This is a genomic window from Paracoccus sp. (in: a-proteobacteria), assembly GCF_047605025.1.
GTDB lineage: Bacteria > Pseudomonadota > Alphaproteobacteria > Rhodobacterales > Rhodobacteraceae > Paracoccus.
This window is the reverse complement of record NZ_JASGGO010000034.1, coordinates 24,066-39,479: the sequence shown is the minus strand read 5'-3', so window position 1 is coordinate 39,479 and position 15,414 is coordinate 24,066. Positions and strand designations below refer to the sequence as shown.

The window sequence follows — 15,414 nt, the reverse complement described above, 5'->3', positions numbered from 1 at the left end:
GGTAAGGTCGATTTCCCGCCGATGCCCGCGCGATTTCCGGCGGTGGGCCTGATCCGTAGCGCCGCCCCCTGGCCCGAGACATGACCGCCAAGGAACGCGCGGTGGAGCTGACCCCCTGCGGGAGGCGTCGCACAAGACGGAGTTCAAGCCGTTGCGGCAGGAGAAGGCTTGATGTTAGTGTTATATACTATCGACCCCGACCCCAAACCGACGGATTGCGAGGATAGCCAAGAGGTTAAGCGGATGACGCGCGACTGCACGGTCATAGAAAGATCCCCAGGGGGTAGTGGACAGAAAAACAGACTTTAGATGGGACTTGTCTGAATCTTTCAATCCTTCCCACCACTTAGGAGAAAAGTAGACATTTTCACCTGCCTCAAGTGATAATTTAAGAGCGATATCCCCGATTCTGTCTTGGGAAGCTTCAACAACTTCTCGCAGGAAAGCATTTCTAGCCCCAAAGATATCAGAAAAACCTCCCAAAACGAGTAAATTCTTTCCCCCAAACTTTCCACAAAACAATCCCAGAAAAGGCGGCGAGACTGGAATATAAAGCGGAACTCCATTCGGTGTAGCAAGAGGTGAGAAACAAACTGACGCACAGAAGGGCGCTGGCCGAGCAAGCTCGAAGCAAACGGCCCCAAAATTTCCGGCTCGTTGCCCCCATATATGCTGTTCGTAAACCTCCTTCCAGCGCATATATATTTGGTAGGCCGCAATCCCACCTCTATCATGCATCCCGATATATTTAGCATATTTAAGATTCGCCCGCGCAGCTACGATTTCACGGCAAATTGTCCTATATAGCAGCATGCAGACAATTTTCTCGTCGAAGTCGAAGCTCTCCTGCTCAGCGAGCTTGAACAGCTCAGAGTCGTGCCTTTTGCAAAACCCCGGAAACACCGAAGCTTTCCTTACACCGATGCGCTTGAAATCAACAACCCGCCCCTCTGGCAAGCCATCGACCACACCGTTTTGAATCGCATAGACATGCCCATTTTCAGCTATTGAAGAAAGCGGACCTTTCCCCTGCACAGAATGGGAGTCTATCGCCTTGCCGCTACAAGACTGACCGCCAGGAGGGGTATACATACATCGTCCACTCGTGCGCGAGCGTAAAAATTCCTTAAATTTACGACGAATATCCTCGACCACTCTCAATTACCATCTCGACAACGCCAATTTGAATACGAAGAATTTCACCCAACCTTAAGCTCAAAAGGTTGGATGAGATAATGCCCGCAAAGTTAGCGTTCTGACCGTCTACCGCGTGAACTTCTTATACTTCACCCGCTTCGGCTCAATGGAATCCGCTCCCAGGCGGCGCACCTTGTCGGCCTCGTAATCCTCGAAGTTGCCCTCGAACCATTCGACATGGGCGTCGCCTTCAAAGGCCAGGATATGCGTGCAAAGCCGGTCCAGGAAGAAACGGTCGTGCGAGATGATCACCGCGCAGCCGGCGAAATCCTCAAGCGCGGCTTCCAGCGCCTGCAAGGTCTCCACATCCAGGTCGTTGGTCGGTTCGTCCAGCAGCAGCACGTTGCCACCGGATTTCAGCAGCTTGGCCATGTGAACGCGGTTGCGTTCGCCGCCCGACAGCAGCCCCACCTTTTTCTGCTGATCACCGCCCTTGAAGTTAAAGGCCGAGGCATAGGCGCGGCTGTTCATCGTCGCGTCGCCCAGCACGATCTGCTCGGCCCCGCCCGAGATTTCCTCCCAAACCGTCGCATTCGGGTTCAGCGCGTCGCGGGATTGATCGACGAAGGACAGTTTCACCGTGTCGCCATAGCTGATTTCGCCCGCGTCCGGCGCCTCATTGCCGGTCAGCATCTTGAACAGCGTCGATTTGCCGGCGCCGTTCGGGCCGATCACGCCGACGATACCGCCCGGCGGCAGGCTGAACGTCAGATCCTCGACCAGAAGTTTGTCGCCCATGGCCTTTTTCAGACCCGAGACCTCGATCACCTTGTTGCCCAGCCGCTCGCCATTCGGGATGATGATCTGGGCGTTCGACAACTTTTCGCGCTCGGACTGGCCGGCCAATTCGTTATAGGCGTTGATCCGGCCCTTCTGCTTGGCCTGCCGCGCCTTGGCGCCGGCGCGGATCCATTCCAATTCGCGTTCAAGCGTCTTCTGCTTGGCCTTGTCCTCGCGCGCCTCTTGTTCCAGCCGCTTGGCCTTTTGCTCCAACCAGGCCGAGTAATTGCCCTCATAGGGGATACCCCGGCCGCGATCCAGTTCCAGGATCCAGCCGGTGATGTCGTCCAGGAAATAGCGGTCGTGGGTAACGCACAGAATGGTGCCGGGATATTCAATCAGATGCTTTTGCAACCAGGCGATGGTTTCGGCATCCAGGTGGTTGGTCGGTTCGTCCAAAAGCAGCATGTCGGGCGCTTCCAGCAGCAGCTTGCACAGCGCCACGCGGCGACGCTCGCCACCCGACAGGCTTTCGACATCGGCATCGTCGGCCGGGCAGCGCAGGGCCTCCATGGCCACGTCGATCTGGCTGTCCAGATCCCAAAGGTTCTCGGCGTCGATCTCGTCCTGAAGCTTCGCCATCTCGTCGGCGGTCTCATCCGAGTAGTTCATCGCCAGTTCGTTATAGCGGTCCAGCTTGGCCTGCTTGGCCTTGACCCCTTCCATGACGTTGCCGCGCACGTTCAGCGCCGGGTCAAGCTGCGGCTCTTGCGGCAGATAGCCCACGGTCGCGCCCTTGGCGGCCCAGGCATCCCCGGTGAAATCCTTGTCGATGCCGGCCATGATGCGCAGAAGCGTCGACTTACCCGCGCCGTTGACGCCGACGACACCGATCTTGACGCCGGGCAGGAAGTTCAGGCGGATGTTCTCAAAGGTTTTCTTACCGCCCGGATAGGTCTTGGACACCCCGTCCATGTGATAGACATACTGGTAGGAGGCCATGCGCTGTTCCCGTCTGCTGAATCCCTGTTTGGCCCGGATATGTAGTCCAGACGCAGGCAAAGGGAAACACCCGGCTTAGCGAAACTGCGCGGTGAAGCTTTTGCCGAAAGTATCGTCCAGGAAGGCGAACTGCGGTTCCAGCTTGGCGCGCAGCGCGGCGCGGGCCTTGTCGGGGACGGAAAGCCCCTTGGCCGAGGCGAAAACCTTTTTCGACATGTCGCGATAGGCGAAGGGGGTCAGGCCCAGGAAACCCTCGACCCGGCGCAGAAAGGCCAGCGGGTCGCGCCCGATCATGCCGAAGGGCAGATAAAGCATGCGATCCGGGCCGAAGCGGGCATTCCAGCGCGGCACATAGGTCTGGTAATCGCCACGGTCGGTCAGGACCGGATCCTCGATCTCGCGCAGCCAGTCCTCGACCGATTGAGGGCTGCGGCCCTTGCGCGTCAGGTTCATCTTGAGCTGCGAGATGGCGCGGTCCACCGGGTGGCGGATGATATAGATGAACTTCGCATCCGGCAGGAATTTCGCGACGAAATCGACGCCCTCCTCGGGCAGCGTGGAATATTCCGGGGTGATGTCGATGCTGCGCGTGCCCCGCGGCGCGGGGGCGAAGACCTGCTTATACCAATGGTTGGTGAACATCGGCTCGCGCGTGATGCGGTCCAGATAGGCGGTCATCGCGGGCGGCACCTCTTCGCCGCGAAGGGCGAAGCGTTTCTCGATGTTCTGGCGGCCGCGCTTGTAATGCCATGGCAGCCAGGCGCGATGCTCTTCGTTGAAGCGGTGGTTGAAGAACTGGACCTCCTTGAAGGGCGGGGTCCAGATCTCGGGGTGCTGGGACAGCATCTGCGACAGCCAAGTCGTGCCGGCCTTCTGCGCGCCGATCCCCAGGAAATCCGGTTTGCGCGGCTTGCCTTCGGGATCCCAGTTCATGCGCTTCGCCTTTGCCGTGTGCTTCCGCTCCTGCTTAAGCCAGAGCGGCAGTCAGGGGAAGGCCGGGTTTTCCGGCGGGGTTCCGGCCCGCCCTGCCGCGCCTAGACTAACGCACAGGCGTCAGGACCGCCATCTGCTTCCACAGGCGCGGGTTATTCGCGTTCTCTTTCATGGAATTGTAGCTTGAGAAAACGCAATTGCCGCTCTGGTCCTTTTTCGTGCCGCGCGATCTGGCGGCCGCACCCTCACAAAGAAGCTCATAGGCCAGGATGACGCCATCCCGCCTGATCTTGATCACCCCGTATTCCGTGTCCCCCCATTTCGGCTGCGCCTGGATTTGCAGCAGATAGACCTGCTCTCCGGCCTTGGCCGCATGGATGAGATCCGCCGAATAGGTGTTCACATTCGAGCTTGGCTCGCCTTTGAACGGCCCCGAGGCGATTCCGGCGGATCTGACCCGCACGGTCAGATCATTCCCGCTCCGCGCCAAAAGCGTATAGGTCAAGCCCGTGGTGGTGCGATAGCTTTGGGCGGCGACGGGGATCGGATCCTTCGCTGCTTCCGGCATCAGCGGCGCGGCAGCTTTCCAGCAACCGCCCAATGCGGTCACGATCAAAAGGCTGGCGATCACCAGTCCAGCGCGCATCCCTACCTCGCAAAATCATGACATAACCGGCAGGAGCTTCCAGCGGGGGCGATATCCCTGTCAAGCTGGAACAACCCCTGCGGCCAGCCGAAGGGCGGGCGGCCTAGCCCAACCGCCCCCAAAGGTCGTATTCCCCCGCCTCGTCCACCGTCACCGTCACAATATCGCCGGGGGTCAGGGCCTCGAAACCCTCGTCGATGAAAAGGTTGCCGTCAATCTCGGGCGCGTCGGCCTTGGTGCGGCAGGTGGCGCCGTCCTGGTCCACCGAATCCACGATCACATCCAGGCGGCGTCCGACCTTGGCGGCCAGTTTCGCCTCGGAGATCGCCTGCGCCTTTTCCATGAAGCGGTTCCAGCGGTCCTGCTTCACCTCATCCGCGACATGATCGGGCAGCAGATTCGCCCGCGCGCCCTTGACGTTTTCATATTGGAAGCAGCCGACGCGATCCAGCTGCGCCTCATCGAGCCAGTCCAGCAGGGTCTGGAATTCTGCCTCGGTCTCGCCCGGATAGCCTACGATGAAGGTGGAACGCAGGGTGATGTCCGGGCAGGCCGCACGCCAGGCCGCGATTTCGTCCAGCGTCCGGGCCGCCGCCGCCGGGCGGGCCATGCGTTTCAGGGTATCGGGGTGGGCGTGCTGGAAGGGGATATCCAGATAGGGCAGGACCAGCCCCTCGGCCATCAGCGGGATCAGGTCGCGCACATGCGGATAGGGATAGACGTAATGCAGCCGCACCCAGGCGCCCAAACCGCCCAGATCGCGGGCCAGGTCGGTGATATGGGCGCGGTGACCGCGTTCGGTGGCATATTTCCGATCCAGCCCATAGGCCGAGGTATCCTGACTGATCACCAGCAGTTCGCGCACCCCGGCCTCGACCAGCTTTTCGGCCTCACGCATCACGGCATGGGCGGGGCGCGACACCAGCTTGCCGCGCATGTCGGGGATGATGCAGAACTTGCAGGCGTGGTTGCAGCCCTCGGAAATCTTCAGATAGCTGTAATGGCGCGGGGTCAGCTTGACGCCGCTTGCCGGCAGCAGGTCCACGAACGGGTCCGGGCTGGGCGGCACCGCCGAATGCACCGCGTCCAGCACCTGTTCATATTGCTGCGGCCCGGTCACCGCCAGCACGCTGGGATGCGCGCCGGTGATGTATTCGGGTTCCGCCCCCAGGCAGCCGGTGACGATCACCTTGCCGTTTTCCGACAGCGCCTCGCCTATGGCGTGCAGGCTTTCCGCCTTGGCAGAATCCAGGAAACCGCATGTGTTCACGATCACCGCGCCGGCGCCCTTGTAATCGGGGCTGATGGCATAGCCTTCGGCCCGCAGGCGGGTCAGGATGCGTTCGCTGTCGACCAGCGCCTTGGGACAGCCAAGGCTGACCATGCCGATGGTCGGTTGCCCTGCCCTTCGAGTGGTGTCGAAGATCGGGCTGGGGGCTAGATCGGGGCGCAACAGGGGCGGGTTCTGGCTCATGGCCGGCATATAGGGCCAAGCGCGGCACTTGTTAAGCGGAAAGGCGGCCCCAGGCGCTGCTCGCCGGAACGTCATTTGGCGCCGCGCGTTCCTGCGCTAAGAACATCCCAGACCATCCCAAGCGAGAACCGCAATGACCCGCCCCCTTCGACTTGCCGGCCTGATCCTGTGCCTGACGATACTGGCCGCGCCGGGCGCCCAGGCGCAGGGGCGCGGCAAACCCGTCGTGATCCTGAACAACAAGGGCGGCAATGTGATGGAGGCGGTGAATTACCGCAACGAATTGCAGCGCAGCGGCCACCCGGTCGAGGTGCGGGGCTATTGCCGCTCGGCCTGCACGATTTATATCACGCTGCCCAATGCCTGTCTGGGACCGAAGGCCACGGTGGGCTTTCACGCGCCCCGGATTCCGGGCACCAGCATCATCCCGCCTCTGGTCGATGAGATCATGGGAAATTATTACCGGGGCGGCATCCGGCAGAAATGGCTGGGCGGCTGGAACCGCTCGCTGAAGATGCACAGGATCAGCGCCCGCGAATATGTCAGACTGGACCCGCAGACGCGGTTGTGCCGGTAAGGGCGGACAGGCCGAAAAGAGACGACATACGGATCATTCTGACCACGGCGGCATTTCTTTGGGTGGGGCCGCCGGCGGAAAGGAGCAAGGGCAAAGCCAAGCGGGTCGCGACTGCTCGATTTCGGCAGAAACGTCCAAAATGCGCCTCGAATACGATCACCACGTCCGAGCCGAGGGACGGCAGGCCGCCAACCGCTGGCTGGAACAGCAGGGCAGCGCGCTGGGACATTACGCCGGACGCATGGCACGCGCCGGAACGCCCTGCTCACCCTGACCCGCGACATGAAAGGGGCGGGAATAATCCAGCTTTCGCAGAGATGCTGCGATTAGGTAGGCCGTGGACATCCAAACCCCTCACTCCCTCAACCGCCACCCCGTCGCGAATATCCAGCGGATCACCCCCAGGCAGATCAGCGTCATCAACCCGACCGCGATCAGCGACATCCCGACCGGCACGTCGGCGAAATCGAAAAAGCTCCAGCGAAAGCCCGAGATCAGGTAAAGCACCGGGTTCAGCTTGGCGACGCTTTCCCAGAACGGCGGCAGCATCGAGGCCGAGTAGAAGGCGCCGCCCAGAAACACCAGCGGCGTGATCACCATCATCGGCACGATCTGCAACTGCTCGAAGTTCTTGGCCCAAAGCCCGATGATGAAACCCAGCAGCGAGAATGCCAGCGCGGTCATGGTCAGGAATGCCAGCATCCAGAACGGATGCGCGATATGGACGCCGTTGAACCAGAAGCTGGTCAGCAGGATCACCAGCGCGATCAGCACCGCCTTGCTGGCGGCGGCGCCGACAAAGCCCAGCACGACCTCGATCCAGCCGGCGGGCGCGACCAGGAATTCGTAGATCGTGCCCGAGAATTTCGGGAAAAAGATGGCGAAGCTGGCGTTGCTGACCGATTGCTGCAACACGGTCAGCATCATCAGGCCCGGCACGATGAAGGCGCCGTAGCCGATGCCCTCGACCGATTGGATGCGGCCGCCGATGGCCGCGCCGAAGACCACGAAATACAGCACCGTGGACAGGACGGGCGAGGCGAGGCTTTGCCAGATGGTTCGAAAGAAGCGCGCCATCTCGTGGCCGTAGATCGCGCGGACAGAACGCCAGTTCATGCACTTTCCCCTTGCCGGTCGCCGACCAGCGACATGAAGATATCCTCCAGGCTGCTCTGCTTGGTCGAGACATCGCGCACGGCGATGCCGTGGATCGCCATCTCGGCCAGCAGACGGACGACGCCGCCGCGCTCGGCCGATGCGTCATAGCTATAGGTCACCGCCATGCCGTCGGCCGCCACCTCAAGCCCCCGACCCGCCAGTTCCGGCGGCAGTTCGGCCAGCGGCCGGGACAGAGAGACGGTCAGGTGCTTGCGGCCGAATTCGCCCATCAGTTCGGCCTTGGACTGGACCAAGAGCAACCGGCCCCGGTCGATGACACCGATACGGTCGGCCATGTCCTCGGCCTCTTCCAGGTAATGCGTGGTCAGGATCACGGTCACGCCCTGGGCACGCAATTCGCGCACCACCTGCCACATCTCGCGGCGCAGGGCCACGTCCACGCCGGCGGTGGGCTCATCCAGAAACAGCACCTTGGGCCGGTGCGCCAGCGCCTTGGCGATCAGCACCCGCCGCTTCATGCCGCCCGAAAGCTCGCGCGTGCGGGCCTCGCGCTTGTCCCACAAGGCCAAGCTTTTCAGCAGGCTTTCCAGATAGGGCTCGTCCGGGGGGGCGCCGTAAAGCCCGCGGGTGAAGCGCACGCAGTCGATCACCTTTTCAAAGGGTTCCAGCGCGATTTCCTGCGGCACCAGGCCGATCAGCTTGCGGGCGGCCCGCCAGTCGCTGCGGATGTCGTGGCCGCCGACGCGCACCGTGCCGCCGGTCGGCCGCACCAGCCCGCAGATGATCGAGATCAGCGTGGTCTTGCCGGCGCCGTTCGGGCCCAGCAGCGCCAGGATCTCGCCCTCGTCGATCCGCAGGGACACGTCGTTCAGCGCGAAGGTGCCGCTGTCATAGCGTTTCGAGAGGTGGTCGATGTCGATGATCGCGGTCATGCCGCCCACTTTCGCTTGGGGCCGGGCTCGGGGCTACCACAGGCTGCGGCGGGCGCGTTCCGGCCATTCGGCGTCATAAGTCTGGCCGCCCACCTCGTCCGAGGTAAGGGCCGCAAGGATCTGTCCCGGACTGGGCAGGCCCGCGCTGTCATCCGCGCCGGTCCACAGCCCGGCCCGCATCACGGCGCGCGCGCATTGGAAGTAAGCCTCGGCGACCTGCAACACAATGACCGTGCGCGGCTTTTTTCCGTCGCGGTCGAAGGCGGCGCGTAACTCGGCATCGTCGGTCACCCGCGCCGCGCCCCGCAGCCGCAGCACCTGGCCCGAGCCGCGGATCACGAACATCAGGCTGGCGCGGCCGTCGGCCAGGATATTGCGGATGGAATCGATGCGCTCGTTGCCCTTCCAGTCGGGCAGGGCGACATGCCTGGGATCCAGCAGCAGCGCCACCGGGCCGTCGTCGCCGCGCGGGCTGGCATCGACGCCGCGCGGCCCGACCGTGGCCAGCACGCAAAAGCGCGACGCCGCCAGCAGACGGGCATAGTCCGGGGTCACATGATCGGCCACCTTGCGCAGCGACGGGGCGGCCGGGGTGCCATAGATCGCCGGCAGGTCAGTCGCGGTCAGCCAGCGCATCCGCACCTCCGGCAAGCTGGAACAGGCGCAGGCTGGCCGGCTCGATCTGCTCGGTCAAGGTCGCCAGCAGCGGCTCGACGCGCTGGCCGGGCGGGATCGCGGGCAGGAACTCGACCACCGCCGTGCCGCTTCGGATCGGAAAGCCGCGCTTGGGCCAGAACAGGCCGCAGTTCACCGCCACCGGCACGATGGCGAGGCCGGTCGCGCGCTGCATCAGGGCGACGCCGGGCTTGTAGGGCAGGCCCTGGCCCGGCGGCGTGCGGGTGCCCTCGGGGTAGACGATCAACTGGCCGAGGCCCTCGGGGCTGGCCTGCGCCGCCTGGATCTCGGTCAGGATCTGGCGCAGCGCGTCCTTGCCCTTGGCGCGGTCGATCGGGATGCAACCGACGCGGCGGGCGAACCAGCCCATGATCGGCACGTTCAGCAACTGGCGCTTCATCACGAACGTGCGGCGCGGGCAGGCGTGGGACAGGGCCAGGATGTCCAGAAAGCTTTGATGCTTCGAGGCGATCAAGATGTCTCCCGCCGGCGGCGTGCCGCGATATTCGACCCTGACGCCCAGGATCACGCGGGCGGCGCCCAGCATCTGGCCCAGCCAGATAGTGGCGACCTTGTTCGCCGCCGCCCGGCCGTGCAGGCCCAGGGGCAGGCCCAGCACCCCCAGCACCAGCGTGGCGAGCGAGATATAGACATAGTAAAGCCCGGTCCTTAGCCAGGCCAGCACCCCCGCCGCTCCGGGCCGGTAACGGATGTCCATCAGCGCACCTCTCGCAGCATCTTCAGCGCCGCCCAGCGGGTCGCGAAGAAACCGATCAGCGCCGCCGCGACCGGCACCAGCACCGGCCAGAGCCAGCCCCAGCCCTGGAAACCGAGGCCCGTCAGAAAGCCTCCGGCCTGATCCATCGCGGGCAGCGACCAGACCGCCAGCACCCCCAGCACCGTGCCCGCACCCGCACCCAGCGCCGCGCGGCGGGTGAAGCGGCGCACGAAGGCCGTCGCGATGGTGATGTCGCGCGCCCCGATCAGGCGTAGCACGCGGATAACCTGGTCGTTCGCCGCCAGCGCCGCGCGGGCGGCCAGCGTGATCATCGCCCCCGCCGTCGCCGCGATCAGCAGAAGCGAGATCAGCCCCAAGGCCCGCAGCCGGTTCGCCGCGCTGACCAGAGGCTGGCGCCAGCGGGTGTGATCGTCCAGCACCGCTCCGGGCGCCTCGCCCTGAAGACGCAGGCGCAGCGCCTCGGCGTCGAAACCCTCGGCGCCCTCGGTCACCTCGATCAGGCGCGGCACCGGCAGCGCCTCGACCGGGACATCGGGGCCGAACCAGGGTTCCAGCAGCTTTTCCACGTCGTCCTCGGGCAGAAGCCTTGCCTGGGCGATGCCGGGGGTGGTTTGCAGCACCTCCATCACCGTGGCGGTCTGGTCATCCAACTGGTCCACCGGGGCCGAGACGCGCACGGTCACGGTCTGCGCCAGTTCGCTGGACCAGCGTTCGGCCAGCCGCCCCGTCGCCAGCGCCAGGGCCAACGCGAAGACCGCCAGAAAACCCATCGCTCCGGCGGAAAACAGCGTCAGTTGCGCGGTAAAGCCGGTCGGCGGCACCACCCGGTCGGCGGCGGAATTGTCGGGCTTGGTCAGGCCCCGCCACAGAGCCGCCAGGTCCAGGGATTTCAGATCGACTTTCCTCACAGGTCTGCCCCCGCCAGTTGCAGCTTCTTGCCCACGATGCGCAGCACCCGCGCCTGCACCTGCTGCTTGGCCGCGCGGATCAGGTTCAGGTCATGGGTCGCGAACAGCACCGACTTGCCCGAGCGGTTCAACTCGATCAGCAATTGCATCAGCCGCATGGACATGTCCCAGTCCAGGTTTCCCGTCGGTTCGTCCGCGATGATCAGATCCGGCGACAGCACCACCGCGCGCGCCAGGGCGGCGCGCTGGCGCTCTCCTCCCGACAGCGCGGGCGGCATGGCGCGGGCATGGCCGGTCAGTTGCACCCAGCTCAGCAGATCCGAGAGCGCCTGCATGTCCACCTGCTCGCCCGCGACGATCTGCGGCAGGGCGATGTTTTCGGCGACCGGCAGATGGTCCAGGAATTGCGTGTCCTGATGGACCACGCCGACCCGCCGGCGCAAGGCCGCGATCCCGTCGCGCGACAGTTCGGTCACGTCCTGCTCAAAGGCCAGCATCCGCCCCGCCGAGGGCAGCAGATCGGCATAGCAAAGCCGCAGAAGCGTCGTCTTGCCCGATCCCGAAGGCCCGGTCAGAAAGTGGAACGATCCCGGCGGCAAGGTCAGGGACATATCCGCAAGCAGCGGCTCGCCCCCACTATAGCCGAAGGTCAGGTTCTGCATCTCGATCACTGCTCGGGTTCCTTCCGTGCCGGCGCGTGGCCGCCTCTGCGCACGCTGGCCTGCTGCTTGGCGCGCGGTTCGCGGCTTGATAGAACAGTCCTGCGGCAAATGCGAGACGCAGGCAGAACTGCGCGCCAGATCCCGACCGAGCAAGAAAGACCAGCCCATGCGCCTGACCTGCCCCCGCTGCCAAGCCCAATACGACATCCCCGACGCGGTGATCCCCAGCACCGGACGCGAGGTGGAGTGTTCGGCATGCGGCCATGTCTGGCACCAGGCAGCGGCCTCGGCCCCGGAAAACCCCGCCGAACCCGCGCCGCTCTCGCTCATGCCCAGCATGGCCACGCCCACCGCCGATGCCGAGGCGCCGCGCCCCGCGCTGAGCCGGCCGCTGGACGATTCGGTCCTGTCGATCCTGCGCGAGGAAGCCACGCGCGAACTGACCGCCCGTGCGGGCGATGCCCACCCGCAGGGCACGGCGGATCACATTTCCGCGATCCATGAGGATGCACCCGCGCCACGGACCGATCAACCGGAGGCTGATAACGGCTTGCCTCCCGCCGGTTTGCACGCGCCGATCGCCTGGCCGGTCTCGACCGTGATCCTGCCCGGTGATCCGCTGCCCGCAGATGCCGCGCCCGAAGCGCCGCCGCTGCGGCCCAGCACCGGCACCGGCCGGAACACCCCGCCGCCCCAGCCCGAGGCACAGGCAAAGCCGCTGCATCCCGCCGCCGAAACCGCCTTGCCCGAGCCGGTGGCCTCGATCACGGAACCCGACGAAGCACCGCCCAAGCCGCGCGAGCTGCCCGATGCGGCGCGGCTGGCCGCCACGCTGACACGCCCGCTTCCGGTGGACGAAAGCTCCCGTCCCGCTCCGCCAAGGCCCAAGCCGGAAGCGTCCCCGATCCCCGTCCCGGCCCAGCCCGTGTCCACGTCCACGTCCACGTCCGGCCGGGGCCGCTATGCCCTGGGTTTTGGCCTGGTGGTGGTCCTGGCGCTTGCCTTCCTGGCGCTTTACGCGCTGCCTCCCCGACCGGCGCCGGGCAGCCCTCTTGAGGCCGCGCAGGACTGGCGCCAGCGGATCGACGGCTTCCGCCTGTGGCTGCATGATCTGGTATCCGGCGACCCGACCTGAAAGCCCAGCCCGAAGGCCCGACCTGAAGGTGCATTCTGAAGGTGCAGGCCCAAACGGCGCGGGTTGCGTGACCCGGCTCAGAAATTCTCCAGCAGCCGGCCCAGATAGTCGCGCTCGTCCTGCGGGCGGGCACGCTCGCCGCTGCGGCGGCGGATCTCGTCCTGCAAGTCGCGGGCCCGGCGCGCCGGGTCCGGCCCTTCGGCCAGGGGGTCGCCGCCGCCCAACTGGTTGCCATTCCCGTCCAGCGTGCGGCCCAGCGGATCCGTATGCGGCCCCTGGTCGTTCCGCGCCAGCCCGCGCTGCCCCTGCGCCTGACCCGAGTGGCCGTCCGGCCCACCCTGCTGGCTGCCCTGCCCCGGCTGGCCCTCCTGCCCCTGGGCCTGGGCCTGCATATCGCCCAAGGCGCGCATCCCCTCGCGCATGTCCTGGATCGCCTGCGCCTGGCGCTCCATCGCGCCCGAGGGATCGCCGTCGCGCAGCGCCTGCTCGGCCTCCTCCATGGCACGGCCGGCCTGATCCAGGTTGCGCCGGACTTCCTCGCCCTGCGAAGTGCCGAGACCGGGCAGCAGGCCGCGCTGCCGGCCCAGATCCTCGCGCAGCGCGCGCTGGCGGTCGGCCAGATCCTGGCCCTGCTGCTGTTGCCCCTCTCCCGGTTGGTCCTGGGGCTGCTGCCACTGGCCGTATTGGTCCTGCATCTGCCGCATCGCCTCGTCAGCCAGGCGCTGCTGCTGGCGCAGCGTCTCGGCCAGCCGGTCCGAGGGGCGCTGCCGCCCGCCCTGCCCGTCCTGGTCCTGGGTAACGCGCATGTTCTGCATCATGCGGTTGAACTGCTCCAGAAGCTCCTGCGCCTCGGCCATGCGGCCCTCGTTCATCAGACGCTGGATCTCATCCATCATCTGCTGGATCTGGTCGCCGGTGATCTGCTGGCCCTGCTGGCGGGGCGAGCGGTCGAATTTCTCGGCCGGGTCCTGGCCGCGCTGCGCCAGCATGTCGATATAGGCGTCGGTCGCCTGGCGCAGTTCCTGCATCAGACGCCGCACCTCGTCAGGACTGGCGCCGTTTCGGATGGCCTCGGAAAGCCGCTCCTGCGCCTGGCTCATCCGCGCCAGGGCATCGGCAAGCCCCCCGTCCTCCAGCGCGATGGCCGCGTCCCATAAAAGCTGCGCCAGCTTGCCGCGCGCCTCGTCGGTCAAGGGGCCACCCTCAAGCTGGCCGACCGCGCCTTGCAGCCCCTCGGCCAGGGCGGGGTCCATGAAACCCTCGGGCTGCCAGCTTATCGCACGCAGCACCTCGGCGCTGCGCGGCGCATTGGCGCGCGACCACAGCAGATCCCGCCGCAATTCGATCAGCGCGGCGGCCAGCGGATCAAAAAAGCGCCGCCCCGGCAGAATCATCGCCGCCGGGGCCGAGCGGCCGATCTGGTCGATCCCGTCCCGCACCTCAAGCGAGACGGTCACCGGCAGATTGGCCCAGGGATGGCGCGAGAGATCCGTCGCGATCTGCCCCCGGATCTCCTTGCGATTTCCAATCGGCAGAGGCAGCTCGATCTCGACCGGATCGCGCGGCTCGGGCGGCGGGGCCAGGCCGAAGCGGCGGTCGATCCGGCCCATGTCCAGGGCGATCACCGCCCGCCCTCCCGTCACGCCATTGTCGTCCTGGGCCGAAAAGGGCTGGACAAAGCGCCCATCCGCCCGGCGCTCGGGCGCCACCACGGGGGCGACGGTGGGCGGCGCATCGGGAATGACGGTCAGGGGAAAGGCGCGGCCCGCGACCTCAAGAATACCGCTGCGCTCGGCCGTGAATTCGGGCGCCCTGGAATCGCCGCCCGCAGCCGCCCTGCCGACATCCTGCGAAATCCGCACCCCCTCGCCGTAAAGACGAAAGCTCAGCTTGGTGCCCTGCGGCAACTCCAGCGCCTGCGCAAGCGGCAGAGCGTTCAGATAGATGGTCGGGCGGCGGGTATAGCCGGGCGGCTCGGCCCAACCCTCCCATGAAGGCGCGGCAGCGACATCCGGCCCATGTTCCAGCACGGGGCGAAAGCTGGCTCCAAGCGCGGCGATGCCCTGCCCGAACCGCCCCGCAGGCGCGAAAACCAGCGTCATGACCAAGGCAACCAGCCCCGCCAGCCGCAGCGCCACCGGATCGCGCCAGCGCAGCCCGGCATCGGGAAGGACCGCGCGCGCCCGCGCCGCCTCGGCCCGCATCCATTCGCGATGCGCCCGCCACAGCGCCTCGGCGCCCGGATCGTCGGCTCCGATCGCCACATGGTCGCGCAATGCGGATAGCGGCCGCCCCGGCAAGGTCGCATCGACCCGCCCCCGCGCCGCGCCCTCGCTCGGAAACCGGAGCCGCCGCAGCCCCCAGACCAGCGCCGCACCCAGCGCCACCAGGACAGCCCCCGCCAGCACCGGCAGCACCGCATTGGAAACCACCTCGGCGATCCCGAAACCCAGCGCCGCCCAGACCAGCACCAGCAGCACCGCGAAAGGCCAGAAACTGGCGGCCACGGCCTCCCACCACATCCCGGCGCGGGTCAGGCCGATGGCGCGGCGCAGGCTGCGGGGCTCGGACCTATCCACCGGCTCCCCTCGTTCTTCCTTGCCCAAATATCCCACGGGGGTCCGGGGGTGTGAAACCCCCGGCAGCAACGCCGCAGCCGGCGGGGGGGAAATCCCCGGCGACCACGCGCGGAAAG

Annotated in this window: 15 protein-coding genes; 3 read left to right on the top strand and 12 right to left on the bottom strand. The window is 65.8% G+C overall.

Going from position 1 to position 15,414, the window contains the following annotated elements; translation table 11 throughout:
- Window positions 1–180 precede the first annotated feature (180 nt).
- From QM682_RS16410 to rimO, 5 genes are all read right to left on the bottom strand, one after another.
- Entirely contained in the window at window positions 181–1,155 is a 975-nt protein-coding gene (locus QM682_RS16410; protein ID WP_415131652.1) for a hypothetical protein, read from the bottom strand.
- A gap of 108 nt (window positions 1,156–1,263) precedes the next feature.
- Window positions 1,264–2,919: an energy-dependent translational throttle protein EttA gene (gene ettA / locus QM682_RS16405; RefSeq protein ID WP_415131650.1), complete on the bottom strand. Its 1,656-nt coding sequence runs from the start codon at window positions 2,917–2,919 to the stop codon at window positions 1,264–1,266.
- Window positions 2,920–2,994: 75 nt separating this feature from the next.
- Entirely contained in the window at window positions 2,995–3,852 is an 858-nt protein-coding gene (locus QM682_RS16400) for a sulfotransferase family protein (protein ID WP_415131648.1), read from the bottom strand.
- A 106-nt stretch (window positions 3,853–3,958) separates the two neighbouring features.
- On the bottom strand, window positions 3,959–4,498 hold the full coding sequence (locus QM682_RS16395) for a hypothetical protein (protein ID WP_415131646.1): 540 nt from the start codon (window positions 4,496–4,498) through the stop codon (window positions 3,959–3,961).
- 103 nt (window positions 4,499–4,601) lie between these two features.
- Window positions 4,602–5,972 (bottom strand): 30S ribosomal protein S12 methylthiotransferase RimO, encoded by a 1,371-nt coding sequence (gene rimO / locus QM682_RS16390; protein ID WP_415131644.1) that lies wholly within the window; start codon window positions 5,970–5,972, stop codon window positions 4,602–4,604.
- Between the two features lie 133 nt (window positions 5,973–6,105).
- Between rimO and QM682_RS16385 the strand changes: the two genes are divergently transcribed.
- Both QM682_RS16385 and QM682_RS16380 read left to right on the top strand, forming a co-directional pair.
- A complete protein-coding gene (locus QM682_RS16385) occupies window positions 6,106–6,549 on the top strand; it encodes a hypothetical protein (protein ID WP_415131642.1) in 444 nt (147 codons plus the stop codon).
- Between the two features lie 139 nt (window positions 6,550–6,688).
- The gene (locus QM682_RS16380) at window positions 6,689–6,823 is read left to right on the top strand and encodes a hypothetical protein (RefSeq protein ID WP_415131640.1); all 135 of its coding nucleotides are present in this window, start codon (window positions 6,689–6,691) and stop codon (window positions 6,821–6,823) included.
- An 80-nt stretch (window positions 6,824–6,903) separates the two neighbouring features.
- Here QM682_RS16380 and QM682_RS16375 read toward each other — a convergent pair whose 3' ends face one another.
- From QM682_RS16375 to QM682_RS16350, 6 genes are read right to left on the bottom strand one after another with little or no spacing between them, the layout of a single operon-like run.
- The gene (locus QM682_RS16375; protein ID WP_415131638.1) at window positions 6,904–7,665 is read right to left on the bottom strand and encodes an ABC transporter permease; all 762 of its coding nucleotides are present in this window, start codon (window positions 7,663–7,665) and stop codon (window positions 6,904–6,906) included.
- Complete coding sequence (locus QM682_RS16370) at window positions 7,662–8,600, bottom strand: ABC transporter ATP-binding protein (RefSeq protein ID WP_415131636.1); 939 nt, start codon at window positions 8,598–8,600, stop codon at window positions 7,662–7,664. Before QM682_RS16370 ends, QM682_RS16375 begins: the two co-directional genes overlap by 4 nt.
- Window positions 8,601–8,633: 33 nt before the next feature.
- Window positions 8,634–9,236: an MSMEG_1061 family FMN-dependent PPOX-type flavoprotein gene (locus QM682_RS16365; RefSeq protein WP_415131634.1), complete on the bottom strand. Its 603-nt coding sequence runs from the start codon at window positions 9,234–9,236 to the stop codon at window positions 8,634–8,636.
- Window positions 9,214–9,993 (bottom strand): lysophospholipid acyltransferase family protein, encoded by a 780-nt coding sequence (locus QM682_RS16360; RefSeq protein ID WP_415131632.1) that lies wholly within the window; start codon window positions 9,991–9,993, stop codon window positions 9,214–9,216. Before QM682_RS16360 ends, QM682_RS16365 begins: the two co-directional genes overlap by 23 nt.
- Entirely contained in the window at window positions 9,993–10,922 is a 930-nt protein-coding gene (locus tag QM682_RS16355; protein WP_415131630.1) for a cell division protein FtsX, read from the bottom strand. The genes QM682_RS16360 and QM682_RS16355 overlap by 1 nt, the downstream gene beginning before the upstream one ends.
- A complete protein-coding gene (locus tag QM682_RS16350; protein ID WP_415131628.1) occupies window positions 10,919–11,593 on the bottom strand; it encodes a cell division ATP-binding protein FtsE in 675 nt (224 codons plus the stop codon). The genes QM682_RS16355 and QM682_RS16350 overlap by 4 nt, the downstream gene beginning before the upstream one ends.
- A 157-nt stretch (window positions 11,594–11,750) precedes the next feature.
- On the opposite strand from QM682_RS16350, the gene QM682_RS16345 reads away from it, so the two are divergent.
- A complete protein-coding gene (locus QM682_RS16345; protein WP_415131626.1) occupies window positions 11,751–12,719 on the top strand; it encodes a zinc-ribbon domain-containing protein in 969 nt (322 codons plus the stop codon).
- A 77-nt stretch (window positions 12,720–12,796) separates the two neighbouring features.
- On the opposite strand, the gene QM682_RS16340 is transcribed toward QM682_RS16345, so the two are convergent.
- Window positions 12,797–15,298, bottom strand: coding sequence for a DUF4175 domain-containing protein (locus tag QM682_RS16340; protein ID WP_415131624.1), 2,502 nt, complete (start codon window positions 15,296–15,298; stop codon window positions 12,797–12,799).
- Window positions 15,299–15,414 lie beyond the last annotated feature (116 nt).

Excerpts from the sequence above, each read along its gene's own strand:
- QM682_RS16365 (WP_415131634.1), bottom strand. The coding sequence starts at position 9,236 with ATGCGCTGGCTGACCGCGACTGACCTGCCGGCGATCTATGGCACCCCG.
- QM682_RS16345 (WP_415131626.1), top strand. The coding sequence starts at position 11,751 with ATGCGCCTGACCTGCCCCCGCTGCCAAGCCCAATACGACATCCCCGAC.
- rimO (WP_415131644.1), bottom strand. The coding sequence starts at position 5,972 with ATGAGCCAGAACCCGCCCCTGTTGCGCCCCGATCTAGCCCCCAGCCCG.
- QM682_RS16375 (WP_415131638.1), bottom strand. The coding sequence starts at position 7,665 with ATGAACTGGCGTTCTGTCCGCGCGATCTACGGCCACGAGATGGCGCGC.
- QM682_RS16400 (WP_415131648.1), bottom strand. The coding sequence starts at position 3,852 with ATGAACTGGGATCCCGAAGGCAAGCCGCGCAAACCGGATTTCCTGGGG.
- QM682_RS16370 (WP_415131636.1), bottom strand. The coding sequence starts at position 8,600 with ATGACCGCGATCATCGACATCGACCACCTCTCGAAACGCTATGACAGC.
- QM682_RS16380 (WP_415131640.1), top strand. The coding sequence starts at position 6,689 with ATGCGCCTCGAATACGATCACCACGTCCGAGCCGAGGGACGGCAGGCC.
- QM682_RS16395 (WP_415131646.1), bottom strand. The coding sequence starts at position 4,498 with ATGCGCGCTGGACTGGTGATCGCCAGCCTTTTGATCGTGACCGCATTG.
- QM682_RS16385 (WP_415131642.1), top strand. The coding sequence starts at position 6,106 with ATGACCCGCCCCCTTCGACTTGCCGGCCTGATCCTGTGCCTGACGATA.
- QM682_RS16360 (WP_415131632.1), bottom strand. The coding sequence starts at position 9,993 with ATGGACATCCGTTACCGGCCCGGAGCGGCGGGGGTGCTGGCCTGGCTA.
- ettA (WP_415131650.1), bottom strand. The coding sequence starts at position 2,919 with ATGGCCTCCTACCAGTATGTCTATCACATGGACGGGGTGTCCAAGACC.